Annotated in this window: 16 protein-coding genes; 12 read left to right on the top strand and 4 right to left on the bottom strand. The window is 68.9% G+C overall.

Annotated features, from left to right (window positions below):
* Positions 1-23 precede the first annotated feature (23 nt).
* A complete protein-coding gene (gene npt, locus B9C99_RS13740) occupies positions 24-686 on the top strand; it encodes a 4'-phosphopantetheinyl transferase Npt (protein ID WP_172414955.1) in 663 nt (220 codons plus the stop codon).
* The gene (gene truB / locus B9C99_RS13735) at positions 686-1,609 is read left to right on the top strand and encodes a tRNA pseudouridine(55) synthase TruB (RefSeq protein WP_088898239.1); all 924 of its coding nucleotides are present in this window, start codon (positions 686-688) and stop codon (positions 1,607-1,609) included. Before npt ends, truB begins: the two co-directional genes overlap by 1 nt.
* 6 nt (positions 1,610-1,615) lie before the next feature.
* On the opposite strand, the gene B9C99_RS13730 is transcribed toward truB, so the two are convergent.
* The 4 genes from B9C99_RS13730 to B9C99_RS13715 are packed head-to-tail and all read right to left on the bottom strand — an operon-like array spanning position 1,616 to position 4,900.
* Complete coding sequence (locus B9C99_RS13730) at positions 1,616-2,308, bottom strand: metal-dependent transcriptional regulator (protein WP_016693574.1); 693 nt, start codon at positions 2,306-2,308, stop codon at positions 1,616-1,618.
* 20 nt (positions 2,309-2,328) lie between these two features.
* Entirely contained in the window at positions 2,329-3,222 is an 894-nt protein-coding gene (locus tag B9C99_RS13725; RefSeq protein WP_088898238.1) for a metal ABC transporter permease, read from the bottom strand.
* A complete protein-coding gene (locus B9C99_RS13720; RefSeq protein ID WP_088898237.1) occupies positions 3,219-4,016 on the bottom strand; it encodes a metal ABC transporter ATP-binding protein in 798 nt (265 codons plus the stop codon). The genes B9C99_RS13725 and B9C99_RS13720 overlap by 4 nt, the downstream gene beginning before the upstream one ends.
* Positions 4,013-4,900: a metal ABC transporter substrate-binding protein gene (locus B9C99_RS13715; protein ID WP_016693571.1), complete on the bottom strand. Its 888-nt coding sequence runs from the start codon at positions 4,898-4,900 to the stop codon at positions 4,013-4,015. The genes B9C99_RS13720 and B9C99_RS13715 overlap by 4 nt, the downstream gene beginning before the upstream one ends.
* Before the next feature lie 158 nt (positions 4,901-5,058).
* Between B9C99_RS13715 and B9C99_RS13710 the strand changes: the two genes are divergently transcribed.
* The 10 genes from B9C99_RS13710 (at position 5,059) to B9C99_RS13665 (ending at position 20,196) form a co-directional block, all read left to right on the top strand.
* Positions 5,059-6,027 carry a bifunctional riboflavin kinase/FAD synthetase gene (locus tag B9C99_RS13710; protein ID WP_026061430.1) on the top strand — a complete coding sequence of 323 codons (969 nt, stop codon included), beginning with the start codon at positions 5,059-5,061 and terminating at the stop codon, positions 6,025-6,027.
* Between the two features lie 93 nt (positions 6,028-6,120).
* Complete coding sequence (locus B9C99_RS13705) at positions 6,121-7,539, top strand: wax ester/triacylglycerol synthase domain-containing protein (RefSeq protein WP_143543560.1); 1,419 nt, start codon at positions 6,121-6,123, stop codon at positions 7,537-7,539.
* Positions 7,540-7,676: 137 nt separating this feature from the next.
* A complete protein-coding gene (gene rpsO / locus B9C99_RS13700; RefSeq protein WP_006551263.1) occupies positions 7,677-7,946 on the top strand; it encodes a 30S ribosomal protein S15 in 270 nt (89 codons plus the stop codon).
* A gap of 324 nt (positions 7,947-8,270) precedes the next feature.
* On the top strand, positions 8,271-10,556 hold the full coding sequence (locus B9C99_RS13695) for a polyribonucleotide nucleotidyltransferase (protein ID WP_060650958.1): 2,286 nt from the start codon (positions 8,271-8,273) through the stop codon (positions 10,554-10,556).
* Positions 10,557-10,748: 192 nt separating this feature from the next.
* A complete protein-coding gene (locus B9C99_RS13690; protein WP_160875927.1) occupies positions 10,749-11,996 on the top strand; it encodes a NarK/NasA family nitrate transporter in 1,248 nt (415 codons plus the stop codon).
* A complete protein-coding gene (locus tag B9C99_RS13685) occupies positions 11,993-15,688 on the top strand; it encodes a nitrate reductase subunit alpha (RefSeq protein ID WP_088898234.1) in 3,696 nt (1,231 codons plus the stop codon). The genes B9C99_RS13690 and B9C99_RS13685 overlap by 4 nt, the downstream gene beginning before the upstream one ends.
* A 25-nt stretch (positions 15,689-15,713) precedes the next feature.
* Positions 15,714-17,384, top strand: a complete 1,671-nt coding sequence (gene narH / locus B9C99_RS13680; protein ID WP_088898233.1) for a nitrate reductase subunit beta — start codon at positions 15,714-15,716, stop codon at positions 17,382-17,384.
* Positions 17,381-18,046 carry a nitrate reductase molybdenum cofactor assembly chaperone gene (gene narJ / locus B9C99_RS13675; protein ID WP_088898232.1) on the top strand — a complete coding sequence of 222 codons (666 nt, stop codon included), beginning with the start codon at positions 17,381-17,383 and terminating at the stop codon, positions 18,044-18,046. Before narH ends, narJ begins: the two co-directional genes overlap by 4 nt.
* Entirely contained in the window at positions 18,043-18,774 is a 732-nt protein-coding gene (gene narI, locus B9C99_RS13670) for a respiratory nitrate reductase subunit gamma (protein ID WP_088898231.1), read from the top strand. Before narJ ends, narI begins: the two co-directional genes overlap by 4 nt.
* A gap of 84 nt (positions 18,775-18,858) precedes the next feature.
* The gene (locus B9C99_RS13665; protein ID WP_088898230.1) at positions 18,859-20,196 is read left to right on the top strand and encodes a pitrilysin family protein; all 1,338 of its coding nucleotides are present in this window, start codon (positions 18,859-18,861) and stop codon (positions 20,194-20,196) included.
* Positions 20,197-20,240: the final 44 nt, after the last annotated feature.

The raw sequence follows: 20,240 nt of genomic DNA, 5'->3' as shown, positions 1-20,240 counted from the left end.
AGAAGACGGACACGCGCGGCGCGCTGATCGGGCGCATCGTGCCGGACGGCGTCGCTGCAGCCGAGTTGTTCAAGGACCCACCGGGACTGCGGCCGCATCCCCAAGAGGAGCCGCTCGTGGCGCGGGCCGTGGAGAAACGGCGCCGCGAGTTCGCCGGTGCCCGTCACTGCGCCCGACAGGCCATGCGCACCCTCGGCGTCGACCCGGCGCCGGTACTGCGCGGGGCGAAGGGCGATCCGATCTGGCCGCGCGGCGTCGTCGGCAGCCTCACCCACTGCGACGGTTATCGCGGTGCCGTACTGGGCTATTCGCTGCAGATCCGTTCGCTCGGCATCGACGCCGAACCGCACGACGTGCTCCCCGACGGGGTGCTGCCCGCGGTGAGCCTCGAACCCGAACGCGAGTGGCTCGCCTCGGCCGGCGACGACCTGCACTGGGACCGTCTGCTGTTCTGCGCCAAGGAGGCCACCTACAAGGCGTGGTTCCCGCTGACGAAGCGGTGGCTGGGCTTCGAGGACGCCCACATCACCTTCGAACGCGACACCACCGCGGACGCGGTCACCGGCACCTTCCACTCGCGACTGCTCGTCCCCGGCGACACCCTCGACGGGCAACCGCTGACGGGCTTCGACGGACGATGGCTCATCGCCGACGGTCTCGTCCTCACCGCGATCACGGTGCGTTGATGAACGACACCGTCCCCTCGCAGGAACATCCGGCCCTCGCCCGCGCAGGCCTGCTCGTCGTCGACAAGCCCGCCGGCATGACGAGCCACGACGTGGTGGCGCGCTGCCGCCGACTGCTCGGCACCCGCAAGGTCGGGCACGCGGGCACCCTCGACCCCATGGCGACGGGCGTGCTCGTCCTCGGCATCGAGCGCGCCACGAAGCTGCTCGGGCTGCTCGCGCTGACGACCAAGTCGTACACCGCGACGATCCGTCTCGGGCAGAGCACCGTCACGGACGATGCGGAAGGTGAGACCGTCGCGACCACCGATGCGACGCACGTGACCGACGAGCAGATCGGCGAGGGCGTGGCCGCGCTGACCGGCGACATCCAGCAGGTGCCCGCCAGCGTCAGCGCCATCAAGATCGACGGCAAGCGCGCCTACGCCCGCATGCGCGAGGGGGAGGCGGTCGAGCTGAAGGCCCGGCCCGTCACCGTCTCGCGGTTCGACGTCCTCGCCCGCCGCGATGTGCCCGAGAGCGGATTCGTGGACCTCGACGTCGACGTGGACTGCTCGTCCGGCACCTACATCCGGGCGCTCGCACGCGATCTCGGCGCGGCCCTCGGAGTGGGCGGCCATCTCACGGCGCTGCGTCGCACGAAGGTCGGCCCGTTCGGACTCGAACACGCCCGCACGCTCGAACAGCTCGCCGACGACCCGACGCCGAGCCTCGACATCGACGCGGCCGTGCGCACGGCCTTCGAGTGCCGCACCATCAGCGACGAGGAGGTGGGGCTGCTCGCGAACGGCCGCTGGCTCGAGCCCGTCGGGATCCACGGCGTCTACGGCGCCGTGGATGCGCAGGGCCGGGCCGCGGCGCTGCTGCAGGAGAAGGGCAAGCGGGCCGCGGCGGTGTTCGTGGTGCGGCCCTCCAACATGTGAGCCGGCTCAGACCAGCCAGATCGCTTCGGCGGCCGGGTGACCGAGGTCGATCGTGCGGCCCTCGGTCCGGCCCAGCCGGACCGAGATGGTCCCGGCGAAGTCGCGGCGTTCGAGCACGGTGATGTCGGTGTCGAGGGCGATTCCGACCTCGTCGAAGTAGCGCAGCATCGCGGGGTCGGAGTCGGAGATGCGGGCCACCCGGCCGTGGTCGCCGTCGTTGAACTCGCTCAGGGCGCGGGCGGGCGGTGCCGGGATCGTGCCGTCGGGCGACGGGATCGGGTCGCCGTGCGGGTCGCGTTCGGGATGACCGAGTTTGGCGTCGATCGCCGCGACCATCCGTTCGGAGACGGCGTGTTCGAGGATCTCGGCCTCATCGTGCACCTCGTCCCACCCGTAGTCGAGCTCGCGGACCAGGAAGGTCTCGATGAGGCGATGGCGGCGGACCATCGCCACCGCGGCCTGCCGGCCCTCGTCGGTGAGCGAGATCGCGCCGTAGCGTTCGTGGTCGACGAGTCCCTGGTCGGCGAGGCGGCGCACCGCTTCGGACACCGTGGACGCCGACACGCCCAGCTTCTCGGCGAGCAGCTTGGTGGAGATCTTCTCCCCGGACCACTCCTGGACCGTCCACATGATCTTGAGATAGTCCTGTGCGACCGAGGACAACATCTCGGTCGCGGTGGTCTCGTTACTCTCAGGCACGCGTCCAGCTTAGGTAACCGTCACCCGGGAATCACGCTCTCCGTCGGCTCGCTCACCCTTTCGCCCTCCGGGGCGCGGCGACGCGTCACGAGCCGGGTGACGACACCCTGCCGCGGCGCGAACAGGTACGCGAGGGTGAAGACCACGGCCTGGGCGAGCACCACCACGCCGCCGGTCGCAGCATCGGTGTAGTAGCTCGTGTACACACCGACCACCGACGCGATCACCGCGAGTACCGGTGCGATCACCAACATCCGGGCCATCCGGTCGGTGAGCAGATAGGCCGTCGCGCCCGGGATGATGAGCATCGCGACGACCAGGATCACACCGACCGCCTGCAACGCGCTGACGATCGTCACCGCGAGCAGCGACAGCAGCAGCGCCGACAGCGCGGCGGGGGACAGGCCGAGGGTGTGCGCCTGGACGCGGTCGAAGGCGAACAGCGTCAGATCGCGGCGCTTCGCGACGAGGACGGCCAGCACGACGGCCGCCAGGATCGACACCTGCCAGACGTCGCCCGTGGCGAGACCGAGCAGGTTCCCGAACAGCACGTGGTGCAGGTCGATCTGGCTCGGGTTCTTCGAGATCAGAACCACGCCCAGGGCGAACAGTGTCGTGAAGACGATGCCGATGGTCGCGTCCTCCTTGACGCGGCTCGTGCCGCGGACGAGCCAGATCAACGCGACGGCGATACCGGCGAAGACGAGGGCTCCGAGCGCGAAGGGCACCCCCACCAGATAGGCGAGGACGACACCGGGCAGCACGGCATGCGAGACCGCGTCGCCCATCAGCGACCAGCCGATGAGCACGAGCCAGCAGCTGAGCAGCGCGCACACGATCGTCGCGGCCACCGCGACGAGCAGCGCGCGCTGCATGAAGCCGTACTGCAGGGGTTCGATCAGCACGTCGATCATCGTCCGGCCTCCTGTGCGTACGTCTCCCGTGCGAAATCCTCGGCCCGCCCACCGTTCGCCGGTGGGGGAGCACCGAAGGCGCGGGCGAGGTTCTCCGGGAGCAGGACCTCCTCGGGGGAGCCGTGCACGAGCACGCGCCGCTGCAGCAGCACCGCCTCGTCGCACAGTTGCGCGAGACCCGCGAGATCGTGGGTGGCGACGAGGATCGCGTGACCGCTCGCCGCCAGTTCGCGGATGACGGCGGTCAGCGCCTGCTCGGTGGTGGTGTCGACCCCCGCGAACGGCTCGTCGAGCAGCAGCAGCGGCGAGCCCTGCGCGATCGCCCGTGCCACGAAGACACGCTTGCGCTGACCGCCCGAGAGCTGCCCGATCTGCCGGCCGGAGAGCGCGGTCATGCCCACGCGTTCGAGCGCGGCGTCGACGGCCTCGTGGTCGGCGGGGCGCGGACGGCGCAGGAAGCCCTGGTGGCCGTAGCGTCCCGTCATGACGACGTCGCGTACGCCGATCGGGAAGTTCCAGTCGACGGCCTCGGACTGCGGCACGTAGGCGACCTGCGTGCGGCGACGCGCCACGGCGGTGGTCGTCCCGCCGATGGTGACGCGACCCGAGGTGGGTCGCACGAGACCCATGATCGTCTTGAACAGCGTCGACTTGCCCGAGCCGTTCGTGCCCACGAGTCCGCAGACGCGGCCCGGTGCGAGCTTCAGGGTGACGTTCTGCAGGGCCAGGACGGTGTCGTAACGCACCGTCACGTCGTCGACGAACAGTGCCGGTGTGTCGAGTGTCGAAGTCATGGCCTCAGTCCCGTCGTGATGACGTCGATGTCGTGTCGGAGCAGATCGAGGTAGGTGGGGACGGGGCCGTCCGCCTCGGAGAGCGAGTCGACGTAGAGGATTCCGCCGAACTCCGTTCCGGTGTCGGCGGCGACCTGCCGTTGCGCCTTGTCCGAGACGGTCGATTCGCAGAACACCGCCGGCACCTCGTTGGTGCGCACGAAGTCGACGGTGCGGGCGATCTGCTGGGGGGTGCCCTGCTGGTCGGAGTTCACCGGCCACAGATAGGCCTCCTGCAGCCCGGCGTCCCGCGCGAGATAGCTGAACGCGCCCTCACAGGTGACGAGTGCGCGCCGGTCGGCGGGCACGCCGTCGAGGGCGGTGACGAGTTCGGTGTGGAGACCGTCGAGTTCGGCCTTGTACGCCTCGGCGCGGGCCGCGAAGTCGTCCGCGTATTCGGGGGCGAGGTCGGCCAGTGCCGCGGCGATGTTGTCGACGTAGACGCGGGCGGCGAGCGGGGACATCCAGGCGTGGGGGTTGTACGGGCCCGTCGTCGCGCCCTCGCCGATCGGCAGGGGGTCCACGCCCTCGCTCACGACCACGTGCTCGGCGTCGACGTCGGCGACGAACTGCTCGAACCACCGCTCGAGACCGAGTCCGTTGTCGAGGACGAGATCGGCCTCGGTCGCGAACCGCAGGTCGCCCGGGGTGGGCTCGTAGCCGTGGACCTCGGCGCCGGGTTTGGTGATGGACTCGACCCGCACGTGTTCGCCGCCGACGTTGCGTGCCATGTCGGCGAGGACGGTGAAGGTGGTCAGGACCAGGGGCCGGTCGTCGGCGGAACCGGTGGTGGAACACGCCGTGAGGGCGGCAGCGCAGGCCGTGGCCGCGAAGGCGGCGATCATGCGACCGGCGCGGGAGGATACGGACCGTGTTCTGCGGGCTCTCGACAAAAAGTTCGGCACACCGAAATTATGCATTCGCAGGGCCGTCAACGTCATGTGGGGCACGCCGGGAGCCAGCCGGGCGTGCCCCACCCGCTCACGGGCCGTAGGCTGCCGATGTGCAGAGATGGCGAGGTCTGGACGAAATTCCTGCGGACTGGGGTCGGTGTGTACTCACGATCGGCGTGTTCGACGGTGTACACCGCGGCCATCAGCAACTCATAGCGCGTGCCGTCGAGGCCGCGCGGGCACGCGGTGTGGCCGCCGTGCTCATGACCTTCGATCCCCACCCCATGGAAGTGGTACGCCCCGGCAGCCACCCGGCGCAGCTGACCACCCTCGCGCGGCGCGCCGAACTCGCCGAGGAACTCGGCATCGACGTCTTCTGCGTCATGCCGTTCACCCCGGAGTTCATGAAGCTCTCACCGGAGCGGTACGCCCACGAGATCCTCGTCGAGCGACTGCACGTGGCCGAGGTGGTCGTGGGGGAGAACTTCACCTTCGGCAAGAAGGCTGCCGGCACCGTCGACATGCTCCGCTCGATCGGTGAACGCTTCGGGTTCGCGGTGCAGGGACTCACGCTGGTCGCCGAGCACGCCGTGACGTTCTCGTCGACGTACATCCGTTCGTGCGTCGACGCCGGGGACGTCGTCGCGGCCGCGGACGCACTCGGGCGCCCGCACCGGGTCGAGGGTGTGGTCGTGCACGGCGACGGCCGCGGTCGCGGACTCGGATTCCCGACCGCCAACGTCGCACCGCCGATCTACGCGGCGATCCCCGCCGACGGCGTGTACGCGGCCTGGTTCACGGTGCTCGACTCCGGTTCGCCCGTCGAGGGACTCACGGCCGGTCAGCGTTACCTCGCAGCCGTGTCGGTGGGTACCAATCCGACCTTCTCCGGACGCAAGCGCACGGTCGAGGCGTTCGTCCTCGACGAGAAGGCCGATCTGTACGGCCAGCACGTGGCGGTCGACTTCGTCGAGCGGCTGCGGGGCATGGAGAAGTTCGATTCGGTCGAGGCGCTCATCTCCGCAATGCACCGCGACGCCGAACGAGCGCGAGAGGTCCTCACGAAGACTCCCGAGTGACGCCGGTGTCGTTCGGGTGGCCGGTGTCGTCCGAACGAACGAAACTGCGAGTTCGGTACGAAAAAGGTCTTGTCCGCCGTCACAATCGGCTACATGCTTTTTCGAGAGTGGAGGTCCGCGCGCCTTTCGTGGGTCGATGCGGGTAACTACTTTCAGTCGATCCCGGGACGGCCCACCGATTGGTGGTCGTTCGCCGTGTTCTCCGAGGACCGGGGACACACTCCGGACCGCGAGGCGGTTCTGTCGTTCTTCGCCTCCCGGATGCACCTGGTCGGCGCGCTGGCACGTCGGATCGCCGACGCCCCGGGCTCGCTGGACTATCCCTACTGGGTGAAGGCCGATCTCGCCGTCGACGACGTGGTCACCGTCCACGACGCGCGCAGCTCCACCTTCGAGGACTGGCTCGGTTCGGTGGCGCGACTGTCCGCCGACGGTGTCGACGCCGCTCGGTGCCCGTGGCAGGTGCACGTCTTCCCGGGCGTCCCCGATCCGGACGAGCCCGGCGCGACCGTCACCGTCGCGGCGATCCAGGCGAGCCACGCGATGCTCGTCGGTTCCTCCGCCCGCGGGCTCCTCGAAGCCCTGTTCGGCGAGGAGGGCCGGCCGCTGGAGGTCGACGGCCTCGCACCGCCCGCCGACACCACTCATCCCGTCGCGGCCACGACGCACGGCATCGCCCGCCTCGCGATCTGGCCGGTCGTCGCGCTCGGCGGCCTCGTGCGGGCACATCTGGAGGCGCGTCGTCGCCGTCGGGATCCGCTGCCCGGAACGGTCGGCGCCGATCCCACGCCGGACGGGACGCCCGTCGCGCAGACGAACCGCCGGGTCATCCGCATCCTGCGGCCCGACCTGTCGGCGCTGGCCGGACGATCGTGGACGGTGACCGCCCTCGGTCTGACGGCGGTGTCGCTCGCGATGGAGCGCTACTACCGCGAGCGCGGGGAGGATCTGCCCTCGGAGTACGCGGCCGTGCCCGTGGCGCTCGGCGAGTCGGCGACCGGGCTCGGGGTCAACCGCGTCGCCGGTGGTCTGGTGCCCTTGCACGTCGAGATCCCCGAACCCGCGCAGCGCGCCGCGACGATCGCCGACTCCCTTGCGCGCGAACGGGCCCGCGTCGACTCGGCGGAGAGCATCGATGCGATGCACCGCACCGGTGCCGCGCCCTATCCGGTGTTCCGGCGTGTCTCCCGCGCGCTGGCACACGCGCTCGCGTCCGGAGCGGTCCCCGGCGTCGCGACGGCGCTCAGCAGCGTCAACTGCGGCGCGGACGTGCGGTGGTCGGTGCCGTGGGGACACCTGAAGTTCGTCGCCGGCGTGCAGGCCCTCGTGCCGCGTGTCGACTTCATGCACACCTTCGCGCGAGCCGGGGATGCCTTCGCGGTCACCGTCCTGGCCCCCGATCGGGACGACAGCCGTCCCGATCGCGACATCGACCGGTACGTCGAGTTGCTCGACCAAGGGTTCGCCGAGGTGTCGGCCGCGGTGGGCCGAGCGGGTGCAGGCCGCCGCTGAACCGATCGTGGTTCGGTGGTGGACCCCGTCTCTGATAGGCTGGACCGTCGGTGCGTGCTGCGGTTCGCGGTGGCCGTACCGGGCGGACTCCGGTCCGTCTACCGTCACGCGGACGTCAGTTGTACAGGAGTGACCCAGTGGCTCTGACCACCGAACAGAAGAAGCAGATCCTCGGCGAGTACGGCCTCCACGAGACCGACACCGGTTCCCCCGAGGCGCAGGTGGCCCTGCTCACCAAGCGCATCGTGGACCTCACCGAGCACCTCAAGCAGCACAAGCACGACCACCACTCCCGCCGCGGCCTGCTGCTGCTGGTCGGTCGTCGTCGCCGCCTGCTGAAGTACGTCGAGAAGGTCGACGTCGAGCGTTACCGCTCGCTCATCCAGCGTCTGGGTCTGCGTCGCTGACGCGGACAGGACACGACCTGATCTGCATTCGCTGATCTTTTCCGGCAGCCGACGGGGTACCCACTACACTGGGCCTCGTTGGCTGTCGGTGTTTGTGCCGGTTCGGCCGGCGACTTCCATCGCCTCCAGTGGCGATGATCCGTATGCACCGACGGTGTCGGTCCTCGGTAGTGACCTTCCGGTCCCGTCGGGTGTCGTATCCCGAATCCGCCGGAGGGTTTCGATCGACGACCGCCTCCGTGAGTCGGTGCGCAGCCGTGGCCACGGGGGTCGCGGCGCCCGCGCGGGTACGGCGAAGACGAAGAGGGAAGAGAAGACATACAGATGACAAGCACTACCGCAGTCGAGATCGACGAAGGGGTCTACGAGACCACCGCGACGCTCGACAACGGTGCCTACGGCACCCGCACCATCCGTTTCGAGACCGGCCGCCTCGCACGCCAGGCCGCCGGTTCGGTCGTCGCCTATCTCGACGACGAGACCATGCTGCTCTCGGCCACCAGCGCCTCGAAGCAGCCCAAGGACCAGTTCGACTTCTTCCCGCTGACGGTGGACGTCGAGGAGCGCATGTACGCCGCGGGTCGTATCCCCGGCTCGTTCTTCCGTCGCGAGGGACGTCCCTCCACCGACGCGATCCTGACCTGCCGTCTGATCGACCGGCCGCTGCGCCCGTCCTTCGTCGACGGTCTGCGCAACGAGATCCAGGTCGTCGTCACGGTTCTGAGCCTGAACCCGAACGACCTCTACGACGTCGTCGCGATCAACGCCGCGTCGGCCTCCACCCAGCTCGCCGGCCTGCCGTTCTCCGGCCCGGTCGGTGGCGTGCGTGTCGCGCTCATCGTCTCCGACGACAACAAGTCGGGCCAGTGGGTCGCGTTCCCGACCGTCGAGCAGCTCGAGAACGCCGTCTTCGACATGGTCGTCGCCGGTCGCATCGTCGGTGGGGGAGACAATCCCGACACCGCCGACGTCGCGATCATGATGGTCGAGGCCGAGGCGACCGAGAACGTCATCGCGCTCGTCGACGGTGGCGCCCAGGCGCCCACCGAGTCCGTCGTGGCCGAGGGCCTCGAGGCAGCGAAGCCGTTCATCGCCCGCCTGTGCATCGCGCAGCAGCAGCTCGCCTCCGCTTCCGCGAAGCCCACCGGTGAGTTCCCGCTGTTCCCGCCCTACCAGGACGACGTCTACGCCGCGGTCGAGTCCGCCGCGTCGGAGAAGCTCGCCGAGGCGCTCACCATCGCCGGCAAGCAGGAGCGCGACGACCGCACCGACGAGATCAAGGTCGAGGTTCTCGAGCAGGTCGCTCCGAACTTCGAGGGTCGCGAGAAGGAGATCGGCGCTGCCTTCCGCTCACTGACCAAGAAGCTCGTGCGCCAGCGCATCCTGCGCGACCAGTTCCGCATCGACGGCCGCGGTGTCACCGACATCCGTGCCCTCTCCGCCGAGGTCGCGGTCGTTCCCCGCGCCCACGGTTCGGCGCTGTTCGAGCGCGGCGAGACCCAGATCATGGGTGTCACCACGCTCGACATGGTGAAGATGGCGCAGCAGGTCGACTCGCTCGGTCCCGAGACCAGCAAGCGCTACATGCACCACTACAACTTCCCGCCGTACTCCACCGGTGAGACCGGTCGTGTCGGCTCGCCGAAGCGTCGCGAGATCGGCCACGGTGCCCTCGCAGAGCGCGCGCTCATCCCGGTTCTGCCGAGCCAGGAGGAGTTCCCCTACGCCATCCGTCAGGTCTCCGAGGCCCTCGGCTCGAACGGCTCGACGTCCATGGGTTCGGTCTGCGCCTCGACGCTGTCGATGCTCAACGCCGGTGTGCCGCTGAAGGCCCCGGTCGCCGGTATCGCCATGGGCCTGGTCTCCGACGAGGTCGAGCTCGAGGACGGCACCCGCGAGACCCGCTACGTCGCCCTCACCGACATCCTCGGTGCGGAGGACGCGTTCGGCGACATGGACTTCAAGGTCGCCGGCACGAAGGACTTCGTGACCGCCCTGCAGCTCGACACCAAGCTCGACGGTATCCCGTCGCAGGTCCTCGCCGGTGCGCTCTCGCAGGCCCACGATGCCCGCGCCACGATCCTCGAGGTCATGGCCGAGGCCATCGACACGCCCGACGAGATGAGCGAATTCGCTCCGCGGATCACCACCATCAAGGTCCCGGTGGACAAGATCGGTGAGGTCATCGGCCCCAAGGGCAAGATGATCAACTCGATCACCGAGGAGACCGGCGCCAACATCTCCATCGAAGATGACGGCACCGTCTACGTCGGTGCAGCGGACGGCCCGTCCGCGCAGGCCGCGATCGACAAGATCAACGCCATCGCCAACCCGCAGCTGCCGAAGGTCGGCGAGCGCTTCCTCGGCACCGTGGTCAAGACCACGGCGTTCGGAGCGTTCGTCTCCCTGCTCCCCGGCCGCGACGGCCTGGTGCACATCAGCAAGCTCGGCAACGGCAAGCGCATCGCCAAGGTCGAGGACGTCGTGAACGTCGGTTCGAAGATCCGCGTCGAGATCGCCGACATCGACAACCGCGGCAAGATCAGCCTCGTCCCCGTCGAGGACGAGTCGGCCGAGGCCGCTGCGACCGGCGAGAACGCCGAGTCCTGATCACCCCACCCGCCTGCCGGTTCCCGGTGGGCGCGTGAACCCCGCACCCGTGGCGCCCGACATCCGGTCGGGCACCACGGGTGCGTCGTTTCCGGCAGACCATGGTTACCGGGGTGCAACGGCCGGACGTCATCCGGGTGAGGTTCCGCCGAACCGGGTCCGGACCGCGCCCGGGAATGGTTCCCTGAGTATGTGAGAACGGACACGCAGGCGGATCTCGGGAGGTTGCGCGGAGCGAATCTGGCTCTGGCAACCTGGGTGTCCGCCATCAACTTCTGGGCCTGGAACATGATCGGGCCGCTGTCGACGACCTACGCCACCGACATGTCGCTCAGCAGCACGGAAGCGTCGATGCTGGTGGCCACGCCGATCCTCGTGGGCTCCCTCGGTCGCATCGCGGTCGGGGCGATGACGGACCGGTACGGCGGACGGGCGATGTTCATCGCCGTCTCGCTGTCGTCGATCGTTCCCGTCGTCGCGGTCGGATTCGCCGCCGAGGCCGGCTCCTATCCGTTGCTCCTGGTCTGCGGGTTCTTCCTCGGCATCGCCGGCACGATCTTCGCGGTCGGGATCCCGTTCGCCAACAACTGGTACGAACCCGCCCGCCGCGGCTTCGCGACCGGCGTGTTCGGGGCGGGCATGGTGGGCACGGCCCTGTCGGCCTTCTTCACCCCGCGTTTCGTGAACTGGTTCGGGCTGGTGCCCACCCACATCGTCGTGGCGGCCGCCCTCGCCGTGACCGCCGTGGTGTGCATCCTGATGATGCGCAATGCTCCCGATTTCCGTCCCAACACCGACCCGGTGCTGCCCAAACTGACAGCCGCGGCGAAACTCGGTGTGACCTGGGAGATGTCGTTCCTGTACGCGGTCGTGTTCGGCGGATTCGTGGCGTTCAGCAACTATCTGCCCACCTACATCAAGACGATCTACGGCTTCTCCGCCGTCGACGCCGGTACGCGCACGGCGGGTTTCGCGCTCGCCGCGGTCCTCGCCCGGCCCGTGGGCGGAGCGCTGTCGGACCGGGTGCCGCCGAAATACGTGGTCCTGGCCTCGTTCACCGGCACCGCCGTGATGGCGGTGATCGCGACCTTCCAGCCCCCGCCCGACCTGTGGTCGGCGCTGACGTTCATCACAATGGCGATCTTCCTCGGCATCGGCACCGGCGGTGTCTTCGCGTGGGTGGCGCGCCGCGCCCCGGCGCACACAGTGGGCAGTGTCACCGGCATCGTCGCCGCTGCCGGTGGGCTCGGCGGCTACTTCCCGCCACTGGTGATGGGCGCGACCTACGACGCCGAAGGCAACGACTACACCGTCGGTCTGCTCCTGCTCGCGGCGACGGCACTGGTGTGCCTGTTCTACACCGCATTCCGCCTGCACGCCCACGAACCGCCCCCTGTCGCACGATCCGGAACCCGCGACGTACGTGAGGAGAAGCCGTGACGGACACCGCCGGAGTCGGGAACCGGATCGAGGAACTGCTCGTGCGCAGCGGACGGTTCTTCACCTCCGGCGAGCAGTCCGACGACACACGCACGGTCACGCGGCGCGGTGGCCGCGAGGGCGACATCTTCTACCGGGACCGCTGGAGCCACGACAAGGTCGTCCGCTCGACCCACGGGGTGAACTGCACCGGCTCGTGCTCGTGGAAGATCTACGTCAAGGACGGCATCATCACCTGGGAGACCCAGGAAACCGACTATCCGACAGTCGGTCCCGACCGTCCCGAGTACGAACCGCGCGGATGCCCGCGCGGCGCGGCCTTCTCCTGGTACACCTACTCGCCGACGCGCGTGCGCTATCCGTACGCGCGCGGGCTGCTCGTCGAGATGTACCGGGAGGCGCGGCAGCGACTCGGCGATCCGGTGCTCGCCTGGGCCGACGTCCAGAACGATCCCGAACGGCGCCGCCGCTACCAGCGTGCCCGCGGCAAGGGCGGACTGGTGCGCGTCACGTGGGCCGAGGCCACCGAGATGATCGCCGCCGCGCACGTCCACACCATCAAGGAGTACGGACCCGACCGGGTGGCCGGCTTCTCGCCGATCCCCGCCATGTCGATGGTCTCCTTCGCCGCCGGATCCCGGTTCGTCGAACTGCTCGGCGGCGTGATGACGTCGTTCTACGACTGGTACGCCGACCTACCGGTGGCGTCGCCGCAGGTCTTCGGCGATCAGACCGACGTACCCGAGTCCGGGGACTGGTGGGACGCCTCCTACCTGATGATGTGGGGTTCGAACGTGCCCGTCACCCGCACCCCGGACGCGCACTGGATGACGGAGGTCCGCTACCGCGGCACCAAGGTCGTCTCGGTGAGTCCGGACTACGCCGACAACACCAAGTTCGCCGACGAGTGGATGGCGTGCGCGGCCGGTACCGACGGTGCCCTGGCGATGGCGATGGGCCACGTGCTCCTCACCGAGTTCTATGTGCGGCAGCGCGTGCCGTTCTTCGTCGACTACGTGCGCCGGTACACCGACCTGCCCTTCCTCGTGCGGGTCGAGGAACGCGACGGAAGGCTCGTGCCGGGCAAGAACCTCACCGCCGCCGATCTCGGGCACAGCGTCGAGAACGCGGCCTTCAAACCGGTCTTCGTCGACGGTACGACCGACACCGTCGTCGTACCCCCGGGCTCCCTCGGCTTCCGCTACGGCGACGACGGCATCGGAAAGTGGAATCTCGAACTCGGCGACCTCGTCCCGACATTGACGGTCGCGCCCGGCGGCGGGGGAGCGGGCGAGACCGCGGCGGTGTACCTGCCGAGCTTCGACACCGTCGACGGGCACGGTGAAAGCATCGAACGGGGCGTGCCGGTCCGTCGGATCGGGGACCACCTCGTGTGCACCGTCTTCGACCTGATGCTCGCGCAGTACGGGGTGAACCGTCCGGAGCTCGACCTGCCCGGGCAGTGGCCGAGCGGGTACGACGACCCGGGCTCGCCGTACACCCCGGCCTGGCAGGAGGCCCTCACCGGGGTGCCCGCGGCCCAGGCGATCCGGATCGCGACGGAGTTCGCCCGCAACGCCGAGGAGTCGGGCGGGCGTTCGATGATCATCATGGGGGCCGGCATCTGCCAGTGGTTCCACGGCGACGCGACCTATCGCGCCGTACTTGCGCTGCTCATGCTCACCGGCTGCATGGGACGCAACGGAGGCGGGTGGGCGCACTACGTCGGCCAGGAGAAGTGCCGTCCCGTCACGGGATGGGCGGCCATGGCGATGGGGACGGACTGGTCTCGCCCACCTCGCCAGATGGCCGGCACCTCCTACTGGTACGTGCACACCGACCAGTGGCGCTACGACGGTTACCGTGCCGACGCGCTGGCCAGTCCGCTGGGACGAGGTCGTTTCCGCGACAAGCACACGATGGACGTCATGGCGTCCGCGGTCGCCATGGGCTGGACACCCTTCTATCCCCAGTTCGACCGCAACACCCACGAGATTGCCGAACAGGCACGGGCGGCGGGACGGGAGATCCCGCAGCACGTCGCGCAGCAACTCGCCTCGGGTGAACTGAAACTGTCGGTGACCGACCCCGACGACCCGCGGAACTGGCCGCGCGTGCTCAGCGTGTGGCGGTCGAACCTGCTCGGCTCGTCCAGCAAGGGCAACGAGTATTTCCTGCGGCACCTGCTCGGCACCGATTCCAACGTGCAGGCCGAGCCGACCGCCCCCGGCCTGCGGCCCGGTGAGGTGGCGTGGCCCGACGACCTGCCCGAAGGAAAACTCGACCTGCTCATGTCGATCGACTTCCGCATGACCTCGACAACGTTGTTCTCCGACATCGTCCTGCCCGCCGCGACCTGGTACGAGAAGGGCGACCTGTCGAGCACCGACATGCACCCCTACATCCACGCCTTCACCGCAGCGGTCGATCCGCCCTGGGAAACCCGTTCGGACTACGACGCTTTCGGCGCCATCGCGCAGACCTTCAGCACCCTCGCCCGGACCCACCTGGGAACCCGCACCGACATCGTGATGGGGACACTGCAGCACGACACGCCCGCAGCGATGGCGTATCCGTCCGGCACCGAGCGGGACTGGCGCTCGACCGGCGAGGTGCCGGTTCCGGGGAGGACGATGGGTCCGCTCACCGTCGTCGAACGGGACTACGGTGCGATCGCGGAGAAGTGGGCGACGCTCGGTCCGCTCGTCGAGTCTCTCGGGTTGAACACCAAGGGCGTCGTGACCCGGCCGGACCGTGAGGTCGCCGAACTGGCACAGAGATTCGGCGTGATGGATTCCGGTGCCGGACAGGGACGTCCGGCGATCACCACCGCCGAACGCATGGCCGACACGATCCTCGCGCTGTCGGGCACGTCCAACGGCAGACTCGCCGTCGAGGGTTTCCGCGAACTGGAGAAACGCACCGGACGGCGACTCGTGCACCTCGCGGAGGGCAGCGAGGAACGGCGGATCACCTATGCCGACACCCAGGCCCGTCCCGTGCCGGTCATCACGAGCCCCGAATGGTCGGGGAGTGAAACGGGAGGTCGCCGGTACGCGCCGTTCACCGTGAACATCGAGGAGCTGAAACCCTTCCACACGTTGACGGGCCGGATGCACTTCTACGTCGACCACGACTGGCTCGAAGAACTCGGGGAGCAGCTCCCCGTCTACCGGCCCCCGCTCGACATGTCGCGGCTCTTCGGCGAGCAGACGCTCGGCTCCGGCGACGGTATCGGCCTGACGGTGAGATACCTGACCCCCCACTCGAAGTGGTCGATCCACTCGGAGTACCAGGACAACCTGTTCATGCTGTCGCTGTCCCGAGGCGGGCCGACGATGTGGATGTCACCGGCCGACGCCGCGAAGATCTCGGTGAGCGACAACGACTGGGTCGAGGCCGTCAACCGCAACGGTGTCGTGGTGTGCCGGGCGATCGTCTCGCACCGGATGCCCGAAGGGGTGGTGTTCGTCTACCACGCCCAGGACCGCGTCATCGACGTCCCGCGCAGCGAGACCACCGGACGCCGTGGCGGAATCCACAATTCGCTGACGCGCATCCTCCTCAAGCCGAGTCACCTCGCGGGCGGATACGCGCAGACGGCCTACGCGTTCAACTATCTCGGCCCGACGGGCAACCAGCGCGACGAGGTGACGATCGTGCGGCGCCGATCCCAGGAGGTCGTCTACTGATGCGTGAGCAGGGAGCGAGGCGATCGTGAAGGTCATGGCACAGCTTGCGATGGTGATGAACCTCGACAAGTGCATCGGATGCCACACCTGTTCGGTGACCTGCAAGCAGGCGTGGACCAACCGGTCGGGCACCGAGTACGTGTGGTTCAACAACGTCGAGACCCGCCCGGGCCAAGGCTATCCGCGCACCTACGAGGACCAGGAACGCTGGCGCGGCGGCTGGGTCCGGGACGCGAAGGGACGTCTGCGACTCCGCGACGGCGGACGGCTCGCGAAACTCGCCCGCATCTTCTCGAATCCGAAGATGCCGTCCATCCAGGACTACTACGAACCGTGGACCTACGACTACGAGAACCTCACGAATGCCCCGCTCGGCGACCACGTTCCGGTGGCGTCGCCGCGCAGCCTGATCTCCGGCGAGCCGATGAAGGTGGAATGGTCGGCGAACTGGGACGACAATCTCGGTGGCTCACCGTCGATCGTGCCCGACGATCCGATCCTGAAGAAGGTCGGAGACCGGGTGAAACTCGAGTTCGAGCAGACCTTCATGTTCTACCTGCCGCGGATCTGCGAGCACTGCCTCAACCCGTCGTGCGTCGCATCGTGCCCGTCCGGGGCGATGTACAAGCGGTCGGAGGACGGCATCGTGCTCGTCGACCAGGACCGGTGCCGCGGCTGGCGGATGTGCGTGTCCGGATGCCCGTACAAGAAGGTGTACTTCAACCACAGGACCGGGAAGGCCGAGAAGTGCACCTTCTGTTACCCGCGGGTCGAGGTGGGACTGCCGACCGTGTGTTCGGAGACGTGCGTGGGCAGGCTCCGGTACATCGGTCTGGTCCTCTACGACGTCGATCGGGTCCTGGAGGCGGCCTCGGTGGAGGACGACACCGACCTGTACGAGGCACAACGGGGGCTGCTGCTCGACCCACACGACCCCGAGGTGATCGCCGGTGCCCGCGCCGAGGGCATCTCCGACGAGTGGATCGAGGCCGCGCAACGGTCGCCGGTCTACGACCTGATCAGCACGTACCGGGTCGCGTTGCCGCTGCATCCGGAATACCGGACGATGCCGATGGTCTGGTACGTGCCACCGCTGTCACCGGTCGTCGACGCCGTCAGCCGGGAGGGACACGACGGCGAGGACATCGGCAACCTGTTCGGCGCCCTCGACGCCCTGCGCATCCCCATCGCGTACCTCGCGGAACTGTTCACCGCCGGGGACACCGCGACGGTCGAGGCGGTGTTGCGACGACTCGCCGCGATGCGCTCCTACATGCGCGACATCAATCTCGGCCGCGAGACCCGCCCCGAGATCCCCGAGGCCGTCGGCATGACCGAGGAACGGATCTACGAGATGTACCGGCTCCTCGCGCTCGCCAAGTACGACGAGCGGTACGTCATCCCGACCGCCTACGCGGCCGAAGGGCATCGGCTCGAGGAGTCGGCGACGGACTGTGCGCTGTCCTACGAAGGTGGCCCCGGCATGTACGAGTCGGGTCCGTTCGGGGAGGCCAGCGGCGTCCCGGTCCCGGTGGCGGTCGAGACCTTCCACGCCCTCGCACAGCGGCAGACCAGTGAGGGGATGGCGGCGAACGCGTCGAACCCGTCGCGGGTGAACCTCCTGAACTGGGACGGCAAGGGCGTACCGACGGGCATGTTCCCGGGCGGTCACGACACGAGGGGGGAGAAGCAATGAGACTGCTGCGTCCACGGCGCGCCGGCGTCGCTCGCGCCCTGCACCGTCGCCTCGTCCGTCAGGCCGCGTCGCTGCTGCTCGCCTATCCCGACGCCGGACACGCCGGACGGCTGGACGTCGCCGGGCAGCTCGTCGACCACATCACCGGTCCCGAGCAGGACATGCTGCAGGCGGCGGTCCGCGCGCTGGACGAACCGGATCTGCTCGTCCTGGCCCAGCGGTACGTCGAGACCTTCGACCTGCGGCGACGCTCGACGATGTACCTGACCTACTGGACCGCGGGCGACACCCGGAATCGCGGCGCCGAGATGCACGCCTTCGCGAGTGCCTACCGCGCCGCGGGAGTCGAGCCGCCCGCCCACGAATCACCCGACCATCTGCCGGTCGTCCTCGAATTCGCGGCCACCGTGGATCCCGCCGCGGGCGAGGAACTCCTCACCCGGTATCGGGTGGCCCTCGACGTGCTGCACACCTCCCTGCACGAGGCCGGCTCGGCGTACGCGCAGGTCGTCGCGGCCGTGTGCGCGACGCTCCCGCCGGTCACCGCCCGGGACGAGGAACGGGCCCGGCGCCTCGCGCAGGCGGGACCGCCCCGCGAGTCGATCGGTCTGCAGCCCTTCACCCTGACGGTGCCGCCCCGGCGAGGAGTTCCGGAATCATGAGTGCAGGAGAGATCTTCTGGGACGTGGTGCCGTACGTGACACTCGCGATCGTCGCGGTGGGGACCTGGTGGCGGTACCGATACGACAAGTTCGGATGGACCACCCGTTCGTCCCAGCTGTACGAGGCGCGGTTGCTGCGCATCGCGAGCCCCATGTTCCACTTCGGGATCCTGGTCGTGATCGTCGGCCACGTCATCGGCCTGGTGATCCCGCAGTCGTGGACCGACGCCGTGGGATTGAGTCAGCACGCCTATCACGTGCAGGCCATCACGCTCGGCACGATCGCGGGTGTCTCGACGCTCGTCGGCATCTCCCTGCTCGTGTATCGCCGTCGCACCAGCGGTCCCGTCTTCAGCGCCACCACTCTCAACGACAAGGTCATGTATGTCGTGCTCGTCGCCGCGATCGTGGCGGGTCTCGCCACCACGCTGATGGGGTCGGGTGTCGTGGGCGAGGAACACAACTACCGGGAGACCGTCTCGCCGTGGTTCCGGTCGATCTGGGTCCTGCAACCCCGCGGCGACCTGATGGTGGAGGCTCCGTTCAGCTTCCGGCTGCACGCGCTGATCGGCCTCGTGCTCTTCGCGATATGGCCGTTCACCCGCCTAGTCCACGCCTTCAGTGCCCCCGTCGGATACCTGTTCCGGCCGTACATCGTCTACCGCAGCCGCGAGGAGGCACGTCCCGGCCGGCTCGTGGGTTCGCAACCGCAACGACGGGGGTGGTGAGCGCGACCGATGGTGGGGGACAGTCCCGGTGTACTGTGAAATGTTCCGCGCCCCCCGACCTTGTCAGGACCACCGAAGATCCCCATGGCTTCCAGTTCCCACGTGAAGAACGACGCTTCGACCCCCGCACCCGTCGCGGCCACCGGCGTCCGCCGCTCGGTCCTTCCCGGGGGAGTGCGGGTCGTCACCGAGCACGTCCCGGGAGTGCGCTCGGCGGCCGTCGGCGTGTGGGTCGGTGTCGGATCCCGCGACGAACAACCGTCGGTCGCAGGTGCCGCCCACTTCCTCGAGCACCTGCTGTTCAAGGCGACCCCGACGCGTACCGCTCTCGACATCGCCGAGACGATGGACGGGATCGGGGGAGAGCTCAACGCGTTCACCAGCAAGGAACACACCTGCTTCTACGCGCACGTCCTCGACGACGACCTGCCGATCGCCGTCGACGTCGTCGCAGACGTCGTCCTGCGCGGCCGGTGCCTGAGCGCGGACGTCGACGTCGAGCGTCAGGTGGTGCTCGAGGAGATCGCGATGCGCGACGACGATCCGGAGGATCTGCTCGGCGACTCGCTGCTCACCGCGCTGTACGGCGATCACCCCATCGGCCGGCCGATCATCGGATCCGTCGAGTCGATCGAGTCCATGACCCGGACCCAGTTGCACTCGTTCCATGTGCGCCGCTACACCCCGCCGCGGATGGTCGTCGCGGTCGCCGGCAACGTCGACCACGCGCACACAGTCGAACTGGTCCGCCGCGCCTTCGCCGGTCACCTGGACGACGCGGCCACCCCCGCGCCCTGCCGCGACGGACGGCTCGAACTGCGCACTGCACCGACGATGAGCATCGTCGAGCGCGACAACGAGCAGGCGCACCTGACGCTCGGCGTGCGGTCCTTCGGTCGGCACGACGGGCGTCGCTGGGCGCTGTCGGTGCTCAACGCAGCCGTCGGCGGTGGGCTGAGTTCGCGCCTGTTCCAGGAGGTGCGCGAGAAGCGGGGCCTGGCCTACTCGGTGTACTCCGGCACCGACACCTTCGCCGACACCGGCGCCTTCTCCGTGTACGCGGGCTGCCAGCCCGACAATCTCGGTGAGGTCGGCGCGGTGGTCCGTGAGGTGCTCACCGACGTGGCCGAACACGGCATCACCGACGCGGAATGCGCTCGCGCAAAGGGGTCGCTGCGCGGCGGTCTCGTGCTCGGACTCGAGGACACCGGGGCGCGCATGCACCGGATCGGCCGCAGCGAACTGAGCTACGGGCAGCACTGGGGCATCACTGAGACCCTCGAACGCATCTCGTCGGTGTCCACCGAGGAGGTGCGCAGCGTGGCAGCCGACCTGCTGCACCGGCCGTTCGCGGTCGCCGTCGCCGGCCCCTACCGGCGCACGCGTGATCTTCCGGCGTCGGTGCGCGCGCTCGTGTCCTGAATCGTCCTCAGCTGAGCCAGTCGGCTCCGGAGGCGTCCGATGTC

Source organism: Rhodococcus sp. BUPNP1 (assembly GCF_002215235.1).
Taxonomy (GTDB): domain Bacteria; phylum Actinomycetota; class Actinomycetes; order Mycobacteriales; family Mycobacteriaceae; genus Rhodococcus.
This window is presented reverse-complemented; position numbering and strand designations above follow the sequence as displayed.

Coding starts and splice junctions, on each gene's coding strand:
- truB (WP_088898239.1), top strand. CDS start 686: ATGAACGACACCGTCCCCTCGCAGGAACATCCGGCCCTCGCCCGCGCA.
- B9C99_RS13725 (WP_088898238.1), bottom strand. CDS start 3,222: ATGATCGACGTGCTGATCGAACCCCTGCAGTACGGCTTCATGCAGCGC.
- B9C99_RS13720 (WP_088898237.1), bottom strand. CDS start 4,016: ATGACTTCGACACTCGACACACCGGCACTGTTCGTCGACGACGTGACG.
- B9C99_RS13715 (WP_016693571.1), bottom strand. CDS start 4,900: ATGATCGCCGCCTTCGCGGCCACGGCCTGCGCTGCCGCCCTCACGGCG.
- B9C99_RS13705 (WP_143543560.1), top strand. CDS start 6,121: ATGCTTTTTCGAGAGTGGAGGTCCGCGCGCCTTTCGTGGGTCGATGCG.
- B9C99_RS13695 (WP_060650958.1), top strand. CDS start 8,271: ATGACAAGCACTACCGCAGTCGAGATCGACGAAGGGGTCTACGAGACC.
- narJ (WP_088898232.1), top strand. CDS start 17,381: ATGAGACTGCTGCGTCCACGGCGCGCCGGCGTCGCTCGCGCCCTGCAC.
- narI (WP_088898231.1), top strand. CDS start 18,043: ATGAGTGCAGGAGAGATCTTCTGGGACGTGGTGCCGTACGTGACACTC.
- B9C99_RS13665 (WP_088898230.1), top strand. CDS start 18,859: ATGGCTTCCAGTTCCCACGTGAAGAACGACGCTTCGACCCCCGCACCC.